Raw genomic sequence first — 17987 nt, 5'->3', positions numbered from 1 at the left:
GACGTTCAGCGGCCCGGTGCTGAAAAATTCTCCACGAATTTCTGGAAGCCGCCCGGGCGCTTCGTCGCCGCCAGAATGCCCGGAAAGGCGTCATCGCGGAGGAAGTGAAAGATGACGCCCTTGAACAGCACCGTCTTGTTCTTGCCGCCCGTCGTCAGTTCCGTTTCCGACAGCATGAAGCGGACATTGTCGTAGACACCCGAAACCGCATCGTCATGAATGGCATTGGCGTATTTCAGCAGCGCCTCTTTCGGAAAACGCTCCATGAAGCGCGGGGTCGTGCCCTTGCTGTATTGCACCCGCTCGACGAAGCCGAAGATGACCGGCAGCATGCGGTCGCGCAGGTTCTGCTGGAATTCCCGCGCCGGCTTGAGACAGTGCTCGTAGAGCTGCCAACCTGCGAAGAAAGCGACGCCGCAGGCGATACCGAAACCGTCCTTCAGTCCGGAATTGAAAAGCAACAGCAGGATACAGCCCGTGATGAGGACGAAGCCGCCCATGACGATGGTCACGCGATTCTGCATCGCCCGTTCGCGGGCCGGGCGCTCGCCATTATACGCTTCGATTGCCCGGTGCACGGTCTCCAGCGCCGCCGCATCGGGCATGACGGATGCTTCATCGAATGCCTGATCCATCGCACGATCCCCCTCAATCATCCTACCACGCGGCGGGACGGCGGCAAGATGCTGCGATGGCCGGCAGGCGCCGCGCATGCCTCTCGCGCCGTTGCCTTTTTGTACTCATTCCCTCTTCCCTTTCCGCCGGACTCTCTCCATATTCCCGGCATGTCGAAAGCACCGAAAAAATCATCAGGCTTCGAGGAAGCCCCGCAGGCTTCGTTCGAGGGCGCCCCGCTCTCAGGCTCCGTCTCCGACTGGGCCAACGAACTGCAGCGCATGGCCGAGGCCGAGACGATCGAGACCCGCCACGACGTCGCCTCCAAGGCGGGAAAACACCGCAAGAAGGTCGAGATCGCCGCGCAGAAAGCCAAAGACGAGAAGTCTAAGGATGGTGTGGGAGCGAGCAGAAGCAGTCGCGGCACATCCATGGGCGGCACGTCCGATCCCAAGGCCCGCGCGGCCGCCGGCCTCAATCCCGTCTCCGGCATGGACACCTCGCTGGAGGAGGCCGAAAGCCTCGCGTCCGGTGGCGTCACCGCCACGGTCGAGGCGCTGTCGGCACTGATCGAGAGCGGCAATCCGCTGTTCAAGGACGGCAAGATGTGGACCCCGCATCGGCCGGCCCGCCCGGAGAAATCCGAAGGCGGCATCAAGATCGTCATGCAGTCGGATTTCGAGCCCGCCGGCGACCAGCCGACCGCCATCAAGGACCTCGTCGAGGGTCTGGCCAATCACGACCGCACCCAGGTCCTGCTCGGCGTCACCGGCTCGGGCAAGACCTTCACCATGGCCAAGGTGATCGAAGCGACCCAGCGCCCCGCCGTCATCCTTGCACCCAACAAGACGCTGGCGGCGCAGCTCTATTCCGAGTTCAAGAACTTTTTCCGAACAATGCGGTCGAATATTTCGTCTCCTACTACGACTACTACCAGCCGGAAGCCTATGTGCCGCGTTCCGACACCTTCATCGAGAAGGAATCATCGATCAACGAGCAGATCGACCGCATGCGCCACTCGGCCACCCGCTCGCTGATCGAGCGCGACGACGTCATCATCGTCGCCTCGGTCTCCTGCATCTACGGTATCGGCTCGGTCGAGACCTACACCGCCATGACCTTCCAGATGCAGGTCGGTGACCGGCTCGACCAGCGCCAGCTTCTCGCCGACCTCGTTGCGCAGCAATACAAGCGCCGCGACATGGATTTCCAGCGCGGCTCTTTCCGGGTCCGCGGCGACACGATCGAGATCTTCCCGGCCCACCTTGAGGATGCCGCCTGGCGCATCTCGATGTTCGGCGACGAGATCGATAGCATCACCGAGTTCGACCCGCTCACCGGCCACAAGACCGACGACCTGAAAAGCGTAAAAATCTACGCCAATTCCCACTATGTCACGCCGCGCCCGACGCTCAACCAGGCGATCAAGTCGATCAAGGAAGAGCTCAAGCTCCGCTTGGCCGAGCTGGAAAAGGGCGGCCGCCTGCTGGAAGCCCAGCGACTGGAGCAGCGCACCCGCTACGATATCGAGATGCTGGAGGCCACCGGCTCCTGCGCCGGCATCGAGAACTATTCGCGCTACCTCACCGGCCGCCAGCCCGGCGAGCCGCCGCCGACCCTGTTCGAATACATCCCCGACAACGCCCTCCTGTTCATCGACGAAAGCCACGTCTCCGTCAGCCAGATCGGCGGCATGTACCGGGGCGACTTCAGGCGCAAGGCGACGCTCGCCGAATACGGTTTCCGCCTGCCGTCGTGCATGGACAATCGCCCGCTGCGTTTCGAGGAATGGGACGCCATGCGCCCCGAAACCATCGCGGTGTCCGCCACCCCCGCCGCCTGGGAGATGGAACAGGCCGGTGGCGTCTTTGCCGAACAGGTCATTCGCCCCACAGGCCTGATCGATCCGCCGGTGGAAGTCCGCCCGGCCAAGTCCCAGGTCGACGACGTTTTGGGCGAAATCCGCGAGACCGCCGCCGCCGGCTACCGCACGCTGGTCACCGTGCTCACCAAGCGCATGGCCGAGGACCTCACCGAATATCTGCACGAGCAGGGGTTCGCGTCCGGTATATGCACAGCGATATCGACACGCTGGAGCGCATCGAGATCATCCGCGATCTCAGGCTCGGCGCCTTCGACGTCCTCGTCGGCATCAACCTCCTGCGCGAAGGACTCGACATCCCCGAATGCGGCTTCGTCGCCATCCTCGATGCCGACAAGGAAGGCTTCCTGCGCTCCGAGACATCGCTGGTCCAGACCATCGGCCGTGCGGCGCGAAACGTCGACGGCAAGGTTATCCTCTATGCCGACCAGATCACGGGATCGATGACCCGCGCCATGGAAGAAACCGCCCGCCGCCGCGAAAAGCAGGTCGCCTACAACACCGAACACGGCATCACCCCGGAATCCGTCAAAGCCCGCATCTCCGACATTCTCGACTCGGTCTACGAGCGCGACCATGTCCGCGCCGATATCGGCATCAAGGGCGTCAAGGGCGGTATCACCAGCCTGGTCGGCAACAACCTCGCCGCCCATCTCGAAGCGCTCGAAAAACAGATGCGCAACGCCGCCGCCGACCTCGACTTCGAAACCGCCGCCCGCCTGCGCGACGAAATCAAACGCCTCAAGGCCGCCGAACTGGCCGTCATGGACGATCCCATGGCGCGGCAAGAAGCCAAGGCTATGGAAGGCGGAGGAAAGAAGAGCGGCAAGGCCAGCCGCGAGTCGATCTCCCCCTGTGGGGGAGATGTCCGCCAGGACAGAGGGGGTAAGCCCACCTCGAACGCCGAATCTGCCGCCATACCCCCTCTGACCCTTCGGGCCATCTCCCCCACAAGGGGAGATCAACCCAGCCGCTCGCTGTTCCGCAAGAACGACCTCGACGAAATGACCGTCGGCCGCACCGAAAAGCCGCTCAACACCACGGGCAAACTCCCGGAAAAACCCCTGCTGCAGGGCCAGTCCGAAAAGCGCCAGCCCGCCGACGACCCCCGCCCCCTCATCCGCGCGAAACCGGGCGCCGGCTCCTACGAGGATGCCGGCGACGTCAAGCGCCAGAAGAAGACCAAGGGCAAGACCGGAAAACCCGGCCAATAACCCTCCTGTTGAGCGGGAGGGTCGGCGCAACGCGCCGCGGTGGGGTGACGACCATAGCCGACGACACACACGGACCGATCTCCCCCTTGTGGGGGAGATGTCAGCAAAGCTGACAGAGGGGGTGCCAACCCCGAACACCATCTGAACCGCCGAAAACAACCCTCTCCCCAGCGGGGAGAAGTGCCGAGCGCATGCGAGGCGATGAGAGGGGCTCTCCGCAAATCCGGAATATGCCTCCCGGCCCCCTCATCCGGCCCTTCGGGCCACCTTCTCCCCACTGGGGAGAAGAGAGAGCCAGCCACCACACCCCCAAAATGCACCATGGCGTCCCCCCCCGCTGCGCTACGCATCGCATACCAAACCGGAGGAAACACCCGCCATGCGCCTGCAAAATCTGCGCCTGCCAAATCTGCGACTGCCAAGCCTGCGCCTCGTCGCAGCCCTCATCACCACGCTCATCGCGCTTCCGGCCGCAGCCGAGCCCTATGAAACGCCGCAGGCGCTGATCGAGGCGCTCTACAGCTACGAAACCAGCCAGACCGACGAAAATGCCCCCTCCGTCTATTCGCCCTTCTTCTCCGACGGGCTGAATGCGCTGTGGCAGGCCGATATCGACCGCACCCCGCAAGGCGAACTCGGCGCCATCGATTTCGACCCCGTGATTTCAGGTCAGGATGGCACAGCCACCGAACTCCAGATCGGCGAACCGATCATCCTCGGCAAGACCGCCGAACTCGAAGTCCAGTTCCGCAACTTCGACGCCGTGACGCTCTACTACACCCTGGTTTGGGAACACGGCAGCTGGAAAGTCGACGACATCGCCAACCAGCAGGGCGAGTATCCGTGGAGTTTGCGGGCACTGTTTGAGGGCGCGCGGTAGGGAACGAAGCGGAAGGATTCCGACACCCCACCGCTGTCATCCTCGGGCCTGACCCGAGGATCCACCAGCCGCAACCGCTGGCCAAAACATCAGTGACTCAACTCGCCGGCTATATCCCCTATGCGCTCGGCCTGTGCAAAGGGCATGACTGAGATGGCCACGCAGACGGGACTTTTCGCGAGCAGCTTTATCGCTGGTCCAGCGAATGCGGTAATCAAACCCTCAAGACGACCATTGCGATTATCCGGGGCACGCCGATATGTTTTTGTAAAACAGACGCGCTAAAATATCTCGTCGAATGTATCAGACAGTTGCTGAAAAACGGAACTCTCGCTTTCCATAAACCGAGCAAGATCATTTGCGCTGTCTTTCAAAAACATATACATTCCAGTTATCTTAAAATCGACCAATATAGCTCCACTAGCCACGGCGTTAACTGAAAGTGCAGGAATTTTTATTTCAATTCTTCCATCCACCGCCGTAATAGATCCTTCACACCTCTTGGTGGACGTCGACAATGGTATAAATTTTTTTATGAAATTGTTATCTCTCTGATTTCGTAATACCTGATCTAACTTTCCTGTTCGTTCAATATTCGACAAAAAATTCGGGTTTAGCTTCATCAATTTTCTGCATATTGAAAATAGAGAATAAAATTCTCCAGATGGATCATAGAAGATTGATATTTCTGACGCCACGGTAGGTTTTCGGCGTTTTATAGTTTGCTGAGGATGTATTATAAATTGAAAATTCCCTTAGTTAGCTCATGGAATTTTATAGCTCGTACATCATCATCATTTATATCTAAAAATTCTTTATAAGTTTGACACATTTTTACCAAATATTTCTCTCGAAATAGATACGGATTTATTTCATAAACCATCAACAAAACTTGATCACTGTGCCTTAAAGAAAACGCATTACAAAGTTTTTCAATATTTTTACTGGTAACCCTTGCTATACAATATGCAGCAAAATACTCCTGTAAACTTCTATGTGTAAAGCTATACTCAAGCCCTTCCTTTTTTATCATGCAAAGGCAATCGATTAAATCAGACAAAACACATAAATCATCAAAATCTAATCTATCTGCTTTTTTATCTTTCTACAAATTTCTAGATACTGATGCTCATCAAATTCGTACATTTGACCATGATAAGATATCAAAGAAAAATATGCCAAAACCTTGATAAAGGTCTGCTTATCTAAATTCGATGAAAATTGCCTTTTGTAACCATTCTTTGTCAGATCATGGCGATAGTAGAGCGCGTCAAATGCCATCTCATAAAATAAATGCATAGTTAAAGGGATATCAGGATTATATGATATCGTTACCAACATCATGTAGGCAAGCAAAGGATTCGACAAAAATTCCCCGTGACTATCATAAATCCCATCGGAAATCTTCTTTTTAAATTTATTCTTGTCATCCTCGAAAATGGAGCCTTACCTATCAACTCAATAACTTGTGGTTTATTTAGAGGCAAAACAGATACAGTAGTAAATCCAGACCAACCTTGAAACCTTTCCATCGGTCGACTTGAAACTACGACAGTCAATTTTGGGTTATTCTCTTTTATCCCAATTATCCATTGTTCGACCTTATCCCTGATATCTATGTTTATTTCATCAAAACCATCAAAGAAAAGTATAAATTCTCCATTGGAAATGTCCGAGTCAAAGTTCCTTTGGGAAATAGTAGATTTTGTCTGTATTATAGAGTGATATATAAAATCCTCGATCTTACTGTGAGTTAAGTTATTGAGTTGACGTAGTTCTAAGAAAAAAGGGATTTTTCCGTCTGATTTCTCAAAATAAGATAACCAAAGATATCTCATGAACATTGACTTTCCGCCACCGCCGGTACCGGTAATTACACAACTTTCATCATTTCTAATTGAATCAATTAAATCAAATTGATCAATTTTTTTATTTTCACTTGTAAAATTTTGATTTATATAAACACTTAAAAAATCTATAGGCTTGTCGTTAATTATAGTTTTTATTTTAGTACATTTTTTGAAAATAACGTCGAAATGATTATTTAGATTTGTTTTAAGTTCCAGTCCTGTTACATTAATTGACCGATTTTTTCTTTCAATATAGCTGGACGCTAAATTTCCAAGCATCCCACTAAATCCGTTGACGGCGATGGTTTCGATTAGAGTCATGTGGCTTCCCCCTGCGAAGAATTCAATATAAAACTCATACCCCATAACGATAGTTAGCGTCGCATTTATCCACTGAAGATTGTATCTTAAAAGACATTTAAAGCGCGTTGAACCCATAGTCCTGACGACAGTCTTGAATTCGTCGGCGTCTAAAGCGGGAAAGATTTTCGACGTCGGTGCTTTGGTGCCAAGTAATAATCGGGCGAAATTTACAAAATAAAATCAATATTCTACTTAAAAAATACACTGCAGAAAGCTCCCCTCCACCCCCTCATCCCCGCCCCCATCCCCCATGCCATAATCCCCCATCCCGCCGCGGATACACTGCCAGCCGTGGCAGCGAGGCGGGGACGGCGCCGGGTTTGGGGAAAGGACGGAAGTCCTCTTGTCCGGGGTTCGCGGAAAATGGTCTCCCTCCGGCGACACGGGGAGAGGCAAGGGTCTGCCTCTTGTCTCTTGAAGCCCGAAAGAGCGCGCCGGGTGTGGCTGTGCGCCACCCATGGTGGCCGGTCGGATGGGTCTCCATCAGGCACGGCTGTCGCAGAGAGATCGAGGTCGCGGGCAAAAACCGCCGAACGGGGCGCTGAAAGGTGTCACCATTTCATACCCAACGAGGCAGCTTTCAGCGCTTCGTCCGATTGTGAAGGTTCAAACCACGGCGAGAGATCGCGCGTGAACGACGGCGCACGCCGCTTACCCGACAACGACACAGGAGACGCGACATGACGGAGCCCCTGCCCGTAAAGACCCGGATCATGGCCCATACCGCCGAAATGCTGGCCATCCCGCAGCGCATCTGCCGGGGCAACTGCCGCCGCAGCAAGGCCTGCCGCTGGCATTTCAAGACGTCAGGCGAACCCGGCTGCCTGTCCCGGCTGTCTCAGGCGCAACGCCGCCTGTTCGACGAACTCTATGCTGTCGTCCTCGCCATCCGCGACAATGGCGGCCGCCTGGGGCTGATGTATGCCTGGCCCGATCCGGAGACGCGGGCTTTGCAGGATGCCGCCGTCGAGATCGCCCGCAACCACATTCCCGCCTGGGACAAACCCCGCTTCGACGCCTTCCGCCGCGCGCGCGAAAACTCCCGCTGCCGGTGGCGCGTCGACCGGAGTGAGTGGATCTGGCACACGCACGAAGAGCGCCGGAGAACGCCCCATGCAGACAGCCCGGCCCTACTCCGCCGCCTTGACCTCCGGCAGCGCCTCCAGCTCGTAGGAATAGCCTTCGAGCAGCGTATAGGCCTGCTCGATCGCCGCGATCTGGGTCTCGGCATTGCGGATGGCGTCGGCGATCGATTGCGAGCGGGTGCGCAGCATCGAGCCGAGCACGTCGGCGGCGGGGCGGCGGCCGAGCCGGTCGATATGCTGGCGCACGCGGGCGCGGTGGCGCTCCAGCTCGAGGATGTGGAAGCGGCTCTTGACGATGTCGTCGGAGAGTTTGCGGCGCATGGCGGCGACCGGGTCGAAGCTGCCGGGCTCGCGCTCGTCGAGGATGAAGTCGGAGACCAGCGTTTCCAGCATCAATATGCCCTTGAGGTCGACGGGGTCGGCCAGCTCCGGGTCGTAGCCGGTATTGTCGTAGAGCTTGCGGCGCACCGGGTCCTTGAGCAGGTCATGGCAGGCCTGCAGCCGGGCAAATTGCGCGACATCGCCGCCGGCGTCCGGATGGGCGGTCTTGGCCACCTTGCGATAGGCCGCCTTGATCGCGTCGGCGTCTGCATCGCGCTCGACGCCGAGCATCTCATAGGGATCGATCAATTCGCCACCTGTCTCTTGTCGCCTCTTTCGCCATTCATCTCATCGCCGCCCCTCGACCTAGCCGCTCCATGGCGCCGCATCAAGGCCGAAGCAGGCACCGTCCACGACGCCGTGTGTGGGGGCATGTTCGGACGCATCCGGGACGAAATTGTGGAGAGAGCAAGGCGACGACAGGTTTTCCCCGGCAAGCCCCCGCAAAGCCGGCTTTGCCCGTCTGGATACTGTCTCGAAACGGGAAAGAGAAGACACTTGCAATTTCGATAATTTGCTGCAAATATTTCTGCGTTCGGGCGTTTACAATCCCGGAGACTGGACTGGCTGTATGGTCCCGGAGGTCATCCGGGCGTGTCGATAAAAACGGCACTGTAGACGTTCGTTCCCCGTTATCGTGACTTCACCGACTGGCTTTCCGTGCGACGAGACAAACGGAAAGAAAAACGTCTCCACCCTGGCAGGGGTGAAGGCAATTCTACTAAGGGAACAAAGGACTTCTCCCATGGCCACCAAGGGCATCGTAAAATTCTTCAATCAGGACAAGGGTTTTGGTTTCATCACGCCGGACGGCGGCGCCAAGGACGTGTTCGTGCACATCTCCGCGCTGCAGGCCGCTGGTCTCCAGACCCTGAAGGACGGCCAGCAGGTCACCTTCGACACCGAGCCGGACCGGATGGGCAAGGGCCCGAAGGCCGTCAACATCCAGGCTTCGTAATCCGAAACCCTTGATGCTCAAAGTTCCGAACGGCGCCTCACAAGGGCGCCGTTTTTGTTACTCCGCCGCCTGCCGCGCCTCGACCGCCGCCGCAAAAACAGCCTCGAAGGCAGCGGCGATGACCTCGGGGCCGGCACCTGCCTTCGTCGCATTGGCCGAGAGGATCTGGCGGAAGCGCCTGGCGCCCGGCCAGCCCTGGAAGAGCCCGACCATGTGCCGCGTCACATGGATCAACCGCCCGCCGGTCGCGATGTGCCGGCCCGCATGCCCCATCATCGCATCGCGGACTTCAGCCCAGAAATCCAGCGAAAGCCTATGACCGCCAGCCGTAAAATCCTGCGGCATATGCTCGACCGCTGAAGCCCCACTCGTCGAATGCGGAAAAAGTCCATCCACGGCCGTCAGCATGGCACTATCATGATAGGCAGCACGGCCCAGCATGACGCCGTCCAGGTTTGGTTTTTGATTCAGTTCCTCAACGGCCTGATTCAAAGTCGCAAGACCGCCGTTGATGCCGATGAAAAGCTTTGGATATTCGCTTTTGAGACGGTGTACCAAGGGATAGTCCAGAGGCGGAATGTCCCGGTTTTCCTTGGGCGACAGGCCCTGCAGCCAGGCTTTGCGCGCATGCACCCAGACGGCGTCCGTGCCGGCCTCTGCAACACGCGACACCAGGTCGCGCAAGGCGAGTTCCGGGTCCTGGTCGTCGACCCCGATCCGGCACTTGACGGTGACCGGGATCGAAACCGCAGCCTTCATCGCCGCAACACAGTCCGCCACCAGCTGCGGGTCGCGCATCAGGCAGGCGCCGAAGGTTCCGGACTGCACCCGGTCGGACGGGCAGCCGACATTCATGTTGATCTCGGCATAGCCGAACTCTTCGCCAATCCGTGCCGCCTCCGCCAGCTTGCGCGGATCGCTGCCCCCAATTGCAGCGCCACCGGCTGCTCGACGGCATCGAAACCCAGAAGCCGCTCCCGGTCGCCGCGCAAAATCGCCTCGGCGACGATCATCTCGGTATAGAGCAGCGCATGCGCCGAAAGCTGGCGCGCAAAAAACGGTAATGCCGATCCGTCCAGTCGATCATCGGCGCAACGGCGAAGACCAGCCTGTTGAAGTAGCGGGCGCCTGCGGCGCGGCCTTTATCTCGCTCATGGATCCGTCAAACTCTCGTCATCAAGGCGCTGTACTGTGATTTATCACGCAATTGCGAAAAATTGCAGGCGCAATAGCCTGATATGCTGCGCTGCGTCGTATCATATCGATACGAAACAAGGCAAATGCTGAAATTTTACTGTCGCGATTCGTTTATCTCTGGCATGGTAAAGAGGAGGTGCCTCACAAAAACCAAGTTCGGAGCGTCAACTGCCTACATAGAAGAATAAATTTAAAGAGGGAGTGAAACCGATGGCAGAGAAAAATCTGTACCGTATTGTCGAAGTCAGCGTAAACCGCGGCAGTGATCGACGCGATGTCGGGATCATGACCGTACGCCAGGCACTCGAGCTTCCCGATGTGCCGAGCCTCGAATATACGCATCCCGAGTTCAGCACCCGTTCGGACAGCCGCTTCATCAATCGCGACCAGTTGCAGGCCTATGCCTTCAGCTGATTTCCTGTTCGATCGTCGCCGGGTTTGTTTTACCCGCGCCTCGAAATGATGTTAGCCTCCGGCTTCTGAATCGGAAGCCCGGAGCCCATGAAGACCGTCATTCCCGTACCCACCCCCGTCCTGATGCGTATATCCGGAACGACTCACACATTTCCCGTTCGTCGGGTGTATGGTGTTGGCCGCAACTATGCCGCCCATGCCATCGAGATGGGCCACGATCCCGATCGCGAGGCGCCTTTCTTCTTCCAGAAGAACCCTGACAACCTCCTGCCCCCGACAGCCGGCTTTCCTTATCCGCCCTTGAGCACTGACGTGCATCACGAAGTCGAGCTGGTGATTGCCCTGAAAAGGGGCGGCACCGATATCCCCGCCGGCGAAGCGCTGGATTGTGTCTACGGCTATGCCGTCGGCATCGATTTCACCCGGCGCGACCTGCAGGCTGAGGCGAAGGCGGCCGGCAAGCCCTGGGCGGCGGCCAAGGCCTTCGAACATTCCGCGCCCTGCTCTGCGATCGTCCCCGCCGAAACCATCGGGCATCCGGGCGACGGCAATATCTGGCTCGCGGTCAACGGCGAGCGCAGGCAGCAGGGCGACCTCAACCAGATGATCTGGAAGGTGCCGGAAATCATTGCCGAATTGTCGCGTCTGTTTGTCCTTGCGCCGGGCGACGTGATCATGACCGGAACGCCCTCCGGCGTCGGCCCTGTCCTGCGCGGCGATACAGTGACCTGCGGCATCGACGGCGTTGCGACGCTGGCGGTCACCATTGTCTGATGTAAGGGAGACATGACCATGCCGCTTTATGCCCTCGGTTCACAGTCACCGGAAACGCCTTCGGAAGGCCGCTATTGGGTTGCACCCGACGCCCATGTCATCGGCCGCGTGACACTCGGCGACGAGGTCGGCGTCTGGTTCGGCGCCGTGCTGCGCGCAGATAATGAGCCGATCCGCGTCGGCGCCCGCAGCAATATCCAGGAAGGCGCCGTCATCCATGTCGATCCCGGCTATCCGGTCACCATCGGCGAAGGCTGCACGATCGGCCACCGCGCCATCGTCCATGGCTGCACGATCGGCGACAATTCGTTGATCGGCATGGGCGCAACCGTGCTCAACGGCGCCGTGATCGGCAACAATTGCCTGGTCGGCGCCAATGCGCTTGTGACCGAAGGCAAGGTGTTTCCCGACAATTCGCTGATCGTCGGCTCCCCTGCCCGGGCCATCCGGCTGCTCGACGACAGTGCGGTTGCCGGGCTCAAAAATCGGCCGATCACTATGTCGCCAACTGGCGTCGGTTTGCGACCGGCCTCTCGCGGATCGATTGACATCGGCATTCGGCATATTTCGCGCCACCGCTTTCCCCGCGGGGAAATTTAGCAGTATGCTCGCATAGGATAAAGCTGCCTGTCGGAGTGTGCCGCCCGTGCTTCGCATCGCCCTTCTGATTTTTGCCCTCCTGCTTGCCGGACCGGCTTTGGCGGAGAAAAAGGTCGCCCTTTTGATCGGCAATGCCGGCTATACCGGAACAGCCGCGCGACTGCCCAATCCGGCCAATGATGTCAGCGCCATGCAGGCGCTGCTGAGCGAGGCCGGCTTCGAGGTTCATGCGTTCAACGACCTCACCCGGGCCGGCATGTCGAAGGCGCTTTCGGAATTCGAGAGCGCGGCACTCGGCGCCGATATCGGCCTTGTCTTCTATTCCGGGCACGGCATCGAGGTGAACGGCACCAACTACCTGCTCCCCATCGACGTCACGCTCGCCTCCGATCGCGACGTCAAATACGAGGCCATCGTGCTCGATGATGTCATGGAGGCTCTTTCAGGCGTATCCATGCTGAAGCTGGTGCTGCTCGATGCCTGCCGCGACAATCCGTTTGCCGGACGTATGAAAAAGGTCGCGACACGCGGCGCTGAGACGCGCGGCCTCGCGCGTCTGGACGATGTAGGAATCCAGAGCAATCTTCTGGTGGGATACGCGACCGCGCCGGGTCAGACGGCTTCGGATGGTGACGGGGTCAACAGCCCCTATACGTCGGCCCTTCTGCGGCATCTGGTCCAGCCCGGCCTTGAAATCGAATCCGCCCTGCGCGCTGTCGCCCGGGATGTGGTCGACACCACCAAGGGCGAGCAGCGCCCCTACAAGACCGGCTCGATGATCGATACGGTGATGCTCGGCAGGCAAGCCACGCAACCACAGACGCCGGATACGTCGCTCGACCCGTACCGGGACGCCGCCGCGCACTGGAGCGAAATTCGCGACAGCAAGGATGGAGCTCTTTTCGACGAACACCTGCGGCTCTTTCCGGCCTGTGCCTTTTCCACGCTGGCGCGGGGCCGCATGCAGGCCTTGAAGCCCGTCGCGGCAATCGTGCCGGAAACGGAATGCGACCGGCTGGCGGCAGACCCGACGGACCCGATGAAACTCGCCTCGGTCAAGGGCGTCACCTACGACGAACTGGCGACCGCACCAGCTGTTGCAGCCTGTGAAAAGGCGGTCACGGACCACCCGCGGGAACCGCGGCTGATGAGCCAGTATTCCCGGAGCCTTTACAAGAACGACAACCTTCCAGCGGCTTATGAATGGGCGCGCAAAGCCGCGGATCTCGGCTATAGCGACGCAGCAACGACAATCGGCATCATGTACGAAACCGGCAAGGGTGCGCCGCAGAACGGCGCGGAGGCCGCAATCTGGTACCGCAAGGCCGCGGATGCGGGCAATCCGACGGCGATGGCCTATCTCGGCGCGCTCTATGATGCCGGAAACGGTGTCGGCCAGGATTTTACGCAGGCCATGGGCTGGTATCGCAAGGGCGCTGAGGCCGGCAACGGCGATGCCATGAACAGCCTAGGCTATCTCTACCAGAATGCACTGGGCGTGCCGCAGGATTATGCCGAGGCGATGGTCTGGTACCAGAAGGCGGCCACGCAAGGGAACGCCAGTGCCCTCAACCGGATCGGCGAACTGCATTATTACGGCTATGGCGTGCCGCAGGATTACCGGCAGGCGATGGACTGGTACAGAAAGGCCGCGGACAAAGGCGATGTCGAGGCGACCTACAGCATCGGCACCCTCTATGGTGCCGCCCTCGGCGTCGAACAGGATTATGCGCAGGCCATGACCTGGTACGCCAAGGCGGCCGACAAGGGCTATGCGCCGGCGATCTACCAGATCGGCGAACTTCACTATTACGGGCGCAGCGTGCCCCAGGACTATAAGCAAGCCATGGAATGGTATCGCAAGGCAGGTGATGCCGGAAATGGCGATGCACTCTACAGCGCCGGCACACTTTACGGCGCTGGCCTCGGGGTCGAACAGGACTATGCCGAGGCGCGCAAACTCTACGAGAGGGCCGCAGCCCTCAATCAACCCGATGCGATAAGCGCGCTTGGCAATCTCTATACCCAGGGCTACGGCGTCAAAAAGGATCTGTCAGAGGCTTTCAAATGGTATGAGAAGGCAGCGCAACTCGACAATCCGACGGGTCTGAATGTGCTCGGCAATTTCTACAGCCGGGGAAACGGCGTCGAGCAGGACTATACCAAGGCCATGGCGAGTTATCGGCGCGCGGCAGAGCTTGGCCTGGCCGACGCGAAATCCAATATCGCCTTTCTCTATGATGGCGGCCATGGCGTCGAGGCGGATCGGACGGCTGCCGCCGACTGGATGGAACAGGCGCTGAGGGAGGGCAGCGAATGGGCACGCACGGAAATGAGCGACAACTGGAAGAACTGGTCGCTCGATTTCCGCAAGGCGCTGCAGCAGCGCCTGAAGGATCAGGATGTCTACAGCGGCAGCGTCGATGGCAGCTTCGGACGCGGGACCACAGCCGCGATCGCGGCGATTTTCAACAAGCCGAAATCATGAGAGGCCGTCATGCGTCAGATGCAGTTCTGGCAGTGACCGCGGATTTCGATAGTCGTCTTCTCGGTCTTGAAATGCTGGTTCTTGACCAGCACCGCAAGCCGCTCCTCCATGCCGGCATCATGGAATTCGGTCACCTGGCCGCAATCCTCGCAGATGGCGAAAGCCGTCACGCCATGATGGTGGTGGGTATGGTCGTGATCCTCGCGGCAGGCGCAGGCGACGAAGGCATTGAGGCTTTCGAGCCTGTGCACAAGCCCGAACTCCTGCAATTTCTCCAGCGCACGATAGACCTGCAGCGGCGCCCGGAACCCATGGTCGCGCAGCTTGTCGAGAATGGTATAGGCGCTAAGCGGCGCTTCGGCATGGGTCAGCGCGTCGAGCACGAGGGACTGGTTCTTGGTGAGGGTGTGCGCGCTCATCAGTGATGTCCTCCATGCGACGAATGCTCGACAACGCCGGTTGACCGGCGCCCGAACGGCAAAAGGCTCAGGACGAAAAGCCCGAGCGCCGCCACGACGATAGACGGTCCGGATGGCGTATCCCAGCGCAGCGAGCCGAACAACCCGCCGGTGACGGCCAGCGCCCCGATCAGCGAAGCGAGAACCGCCATGATCTCCGGCGAGGTCGCGAAACGCCTCGCGGTCGCGGCCGGGATGATCAGCAGCGAGGTGATCAGGAGAATGCCGACGATCTTCATGGCAATCGCGATGACGAGTGCCATCAGCAGCATGAAATAGAGCTTGGCGCGCTCGGGCTTAAGCCCCTCGGCCTCGGCCAGTTCCGGATTGACGGTCGAGGCCAGCAGTGGCCGCCAGAGATAAACGATCGCAAACAAAACGAGAATGCCGCCGCCCCAGACCAGATCGATGTCGGCCTCCGACACTGCGAGAATATCGCCGAACAGGAAGCCGACGAGATCGATGCGGACCCAAGTCATGAAGGCGACCATGACAAGGCCGATCGACAGCGCCGAATGCGAGAGGATGCCGAGCAGCGCATCGGTCGACAGCGCACCACGGCGCTGCAGCAGAAGCAGAAGCAGCGACACCGCAGCGGCGACGATGAAGACGCTCAGCATCAGGTTGAGTTCGAACAGCAGCGACAGGGCAACCCCGAGCAGCGCCGAATGCGCCATCGTATCGCCGAAATAGGCCATGCGGCGCCAGATGACGAAACAGCCGAGCGGGCCAACGGTGATCGCAAGGCCGATGCCGGCAACGAGCGCGCGGGTGAAGAAATCGTCAAACACGGCTCTTCTCCTTGCCGTCGAAGCCCTGCAGGCGGGAATGATGGCCGCAGCCGCAATCGGGTCCGTGCACGTGGCCATGCTCATGTTCGTGGGGGTGATCATGGTGGTGATCATCATGGCCGGCATGGTGATGGCCGTCGTCGGGATGGCAATGTTCAGTGACGCTGCCATCCTCATGCTGCACACGACCATCCGGCAGATGGGTATGATCGTGATGGTGGCTGTAAACGGCAAGCGACTGCGCCGCGCGGCTGCCAAACAGTTTCAGATATTCAGGGCTTTGGCTGACCATCTGCGGCGTGCCGCGGCAGCAGACATGACCATTCAGACAGATGACAGTGTCGGTTTCCGCCATGACGACGTGCAGGTCATGCGAAATCAGAAGAATGCCGCAGCCGATTTGATTGCGGATCGCTTTGATCAGGTCGTAAAGCGCGATCTCGCCGGTAAAATCGACGCCCTGCACCGGCTCGTCAAGGACCAGAAGATCGGGCTTGCGGGCAAGCGCCCGGGCAAGCAGCGCCCGCTGGAACTCACCGCCGGAGAGATGCTGGACCTCGGCGCGGGCGAGATGCAAAATGCCCGTCGCCGAAAGCGCTTCATCGATTTCGCGACCCTTCAAGGGACCTGTCAGGGTCATCAGGCGCTCGACCGTCAAAGGCAGCGTCCAGTCGATCGACAGTTTCTGCGGGACATAGCCGACCTTGAGACCGGGCTTGCGTTCCACCCTGCCCTCGTCCGGCTTCAGAACGCCGATCGCCGCTTTCGCGGTCGTGGACTTGCCGGACCCGTTGGGACCGATCAGCGTGACGATTTCGCCGCGGCTGACGGAGAACTCGACACCGCGCACGAGCCAGCGACCATTGCGCCGCACGCCGGCATTGCTCAGCGATACGAGCGGCGGCTGATCGGGCGTTTTGAAATTCAGCATCAAAAAATCCGCTTTCTGGTGTTGCCAGTCGCTATGGCACACGTTATAGCATTACGCAATTGATGTAATAACATTACATTCAGTTATCAAGAGAACAAACACGGTCAGGAGACACCGTCATGGTGAAGAAAAATACGCTGCTTCTCGCCTCCGCTTTCGCTCTCGCCGCCGGTGCGGCACAGGCCGAGGCGCCTGACGTCGTGGTTTCGATCAAGCCGATCCATTCGCTGGTTGCCTCGATCATGCAAGGCGTCGGGAAGCCCGCGCTGATCGTCGAAGGGGCGGCCTCGCCGCATACCTACAGCATGAAGCCCTCCAATGCGGCGGCACTCCAGGATGCGTCGGTGGTCTTCTGGGTCGGACATGGGCTGGAAGCATTCCTGGAAAAGCCGCTGGAATCGCTGGGAACCAGCGCCAAGATCGTCGAACTCGACGACGCGCCAGGGCTGGAAAAGCTGAAATTCCGCGAGGGTGGTGCATTTGAAGCCCATGACGATGGCGACGAACATGAAGCCGCATCCGCAGACGCCCATGACGGATCGCATGAGGCCGAAGGCCATCACCATGACGAGGGCGAATTCGACATGCACCTCTGGCTTGACCCGCAGAACGCCAAGGCGATGGCTGCCGACATCGAAAAGACCCTGGCAGAGGTCGATCCCGCCAATGCCGGTGCCTACAAGGCCAATCTCGACAGCCTCAACGCCCGCTTCGACACGCTGGACAAGACGCTGGCCGAAACCGTCGCGCCAATCAAGGACAAGCCGTTCATCGTCTTTCACGACGCCTACCAGTATTTCGAGAAACGCTACGGCGTAAAGGTCGCCGGCTCGATCACCGTGAGCCCCGAGACCATGCCCGGCGCGGAACGCATCTCGCAGATCCACAAGAAGATTCAGGAACTCGGGGCAACCTGCGTGTTCGCCGAACCGCAATTCGAGCCGAAGCTCGTCAACGTCGTGCTGGAAGGCACCAGCGCCAAATCCGGCACGCTCGATCCCGAGGCGGCGACGCTCGAGGCCGGGCCGGACCTCTATTTCAAACTGATGGAATCGATCGGCACCTCGCTCAAGGCCTGCCTCTCGTCGAACAGCTGAGATGAGATA

15 protein-coding genes and 3 pseudogenes are annotated in these 17987 nt (G+C 58.8%); 8 read left to right on the top strand and 10 right to left on the bottom strand.

Features of this window, described 5'->3' with window-relative positions:
* Positions 1 to 5 precede the first annotated feature (5 nt).
* Positions 6 to 635 (bottom strand): hypothetical protein, encoded by a 630-nt coding sequence (locus tag P6U16_RS20770; protein ID WP_277702038.1) that lies wholly within the window; start codon positions 633 to 635, stop codon positions 6 to 8.
* A gap of 150 nt (positions 636 to 785) precedes the next feature.
* On the opposite strand from P6U16_RS20770, the pseudogene uvrB reads away from it, so the two are divergent.
* Together uvrB and P6U16_RS20760 are read left to right on the top strand one after the other, a co-directional pair.
* A pseudogene (gene uvrB / locus P6U16_RS20765) lies at positions 786 to 3711 on the top strand (excinuclease ABC subunit UvrB).
* A 409-nt stretch (positions 3712 to 4120) separates the two neighbouring features.
* Positions 4121 to 4591, top strand: coding sequence for a hypothetical protein (locus tag P6U16_RS20760; protein WP_277703930.1), 471 nt, complete (start codon positions 4121 to 4123; stop codon positions 4589 to 4591).
* 736 nt (positions 4592 to 5327) lie between these two features.
* Here P6U16_RS20760 and P6U16_RS20755 read toward each other — a convergent pair.
* The 5 genes from P6U16_RS20755 to P6U16_RS20735 form a co-directional block, all read right to left on the bottom strand.
* Positions 5328 to 5624 (bottom strand): hypothetical protein, encoded by a 297-nt coding sequence (locus P6U16_RS20755; RefSeq protein WP_277702037.1) that lies wholly within the window; start codon positions 5622 to 5624, stop codon positions 5328 to 5330.
* 307 nt (positions 5625 to 5931) lie between these two features.
* Positions 5932 to 6762, bottom strand: a complete 831-nt coding sequence (locus P6U16_RS20750) for an NACHT domain-containing protein (RefSeq protein WP_277702036.1) — start codon at positions 6760 to 6762, stop codon at positions 5932 to 5934.
* A 593-nt stretch (positions 6763 to 7355) separates the two neighbouring features.
* Positions 7356 to 7601 carry a hypothetical protein gene (locus tag P6U16_RS20745; protein WP_277702035.1) on the bottom strand — a complete coding sequence of 82 codons (246 nt, stop codon included), beginning with the start codon at positions 7599 to 7601 and terminating at the stop codon, positions 7356 to 7358.
* Positions 7602 to 7610: 9 nt separating this feature from the next.
* A complete protein-coding gene (locus P6U16_RS20740; protein WP_277702034.1) occupies positions 7611 to 7895 on the bottom strand; it encodes a hypothetical protein in 285 nt (94 codons plus the stop codon).
* 39 nt (positions 7896 to 7934) lie between these two features.
* The gene (locus P6U16_RS20735; protein WP_277702033.1) at positions 7935 to 8519 is read right to left on the bottom strand and encodes a DnaJ domain-containing protein; all 585 of its coding nucleotides are present in this window, start codon (positions 8517 to 8519) and stop codon (positions 7935 to 7937) included.
* A gap of 496 nt (positions 8520 to 9015) precedes the next feature.
* Here P6U16_RS20735 and P6U16_RS20730 point away from each other — a divergent pair, with 496 nt between their 5' ends.
* Positions 9016 to 9228, top strand: coding sequence for a cold-shock protein (locus tag P6U16_RS20730; protein ID WP_071835475.1), 213 nt, complete (start codon positions 9016 to 9018; stop codon positions 9226 to 9228).
* A 57-nt stretch (positions 9229 to 9285) separates the two neighbouring features.
* Here P6U16_RS20730 and dusA read toward each other — a convergent pair.
* Positions 9286 to 10315 (bottom strand): annotated as a pseudogene (gene dusA, locus P6U16_RS20725) (tRNA dihydrouridine(20/20a) synthase DusA).
* A 320-nt stretch (positions 10316 to 10635) separates the two neighbouring features.
* Here dusA and P6U16_RS20720 point away from each other — a divergent pair.
* The 4 genes and pseudogenes from P6U16_RS20720 (at position 10636) to P6U16_RS20705 (ending at position 14701) form a co-directional block, all read left to right on the top strand.
* Positions 10636 to 10839 (top strand): hypothetical protein, encoded by a 204-nt coding sequence (locus P6U16_RS20720; RefSeq protein WP_277702032.1) that lies wholly within the window; start codon positions 10636 to 10638, stop codon positions 10837 to 10839.
* Between the two features lie 87 nt (positions 10840 to 10926).
* Positions 10927 to 11613: a fumarylacetoacetate hydrolase family protein gene (locus P6U16_RS20715; RefSeq protein ID WP_277702031.1), complete on the top strand. Its 687-nt coding sequence runs from the start codon at positions 10927 to 10929 to the stop codon at positions 11611 to 11613.
* 18 nt (positions 11614 to 11631) lie between these two features.
* Positions 11632 to 12161, top strand: a pseudogene (locus tag P6U16_RS20710) (gamma carbonic anhydrase family protein).
* Positions 12162 to 12259: 98 nt separating this feature from the next.
* Positions 12260 to 14701, top strand: a complete 2442-nt coding sequence (locus P6U16_RS20705; protein ID WP_277702030.1) for a caspase family protein — start codon at positions 12260 to 12262, stop codon at positions 14699 to 14701.
* A gap of 14 nt (positions 14702 to 14715) precedes the next feature.
* On the opposite strand, the gene P6U16_RS20700 is transcribed toward P6U16_RS20705, so the two are convergent.
* The 3 genes from P6U16_RS20700 to znuC are packed head-to-tail and all read right to left on the bottom strand — an operon-like array spanning position 14716 to position 16881.
* Positions 14716 to 15120, bottom strand: a complete 405-nt coding sequence (locus tag P6U16_RS20700) for a Fur family transcriptional regulator (RefSeq protein WP_277702029.1) — start codon at positions 15118 to 15120, stop codon at positions 14716 to 14718.
* Positions 15120 to 15950, bottom strand: a complete 831-nt coding sequence (gene znuB, locus P6U16_RS20695) for a zinc ABC transporter permease subunit ZnuB (RefSeq protein ID WP_277702028.1) — start codon at positions 15948 to 15950, stop codon at positions 15120 to 15122. The genes P6U16_RS20700 and znuB overlap by 1 nt, the downstream gene beginning before the upstream one ends.
* On the bottom strand, positions 15943 to 16881 hold the full coding sequence (znuC, locus tag P6U16_RS20690) for a zinc ABC transporter ATP-binding protein ZnuC (protein ID WP_277702027.1): 939 nt from the start codon (positions 16879 to 16881) through the stop codon (positions 15943 to 15945). Before znuC ends, znuB begins: the two co-directional genes overlap by 8 nt.
* A gap of 122 nt (positions 16882 to 17003) precedes the next feature.
* Here znuC and znuA point away from each other — a divergent pair, with 122 nt between their 5' ends.
* The gene (znuA, locus tag P6U16_RS20685) at positions 17004 to 17978 is read left to right on the top strand and encodes a zinc ABC transporter substrate-binding protein ZnuA (RefSeq protein WP_277703929.1); all 975 of its coding nucleotides are present in this window, start codon (positions 17004 to 17006) and stop codon (positions 17976 to 17978) included.
* Positions 17979 to 17987: the final 9 nt, after the last annotated feature.

Origin of the sequence: Rhizobium sp. 32-5/1, from assembly GCF_029537235.1 — a bacterium.
GTDB lineage: Bacteria > Pseudomonadota > Alphaproteobacteria > Rhizobiales > Rhizobiaceae > Pararhizobium.
The sequence above is the reverse complement of the archived record's forward strand: the minus strand, read 5'-3'. Positions and strand labels throughout refer to the sequence as shown.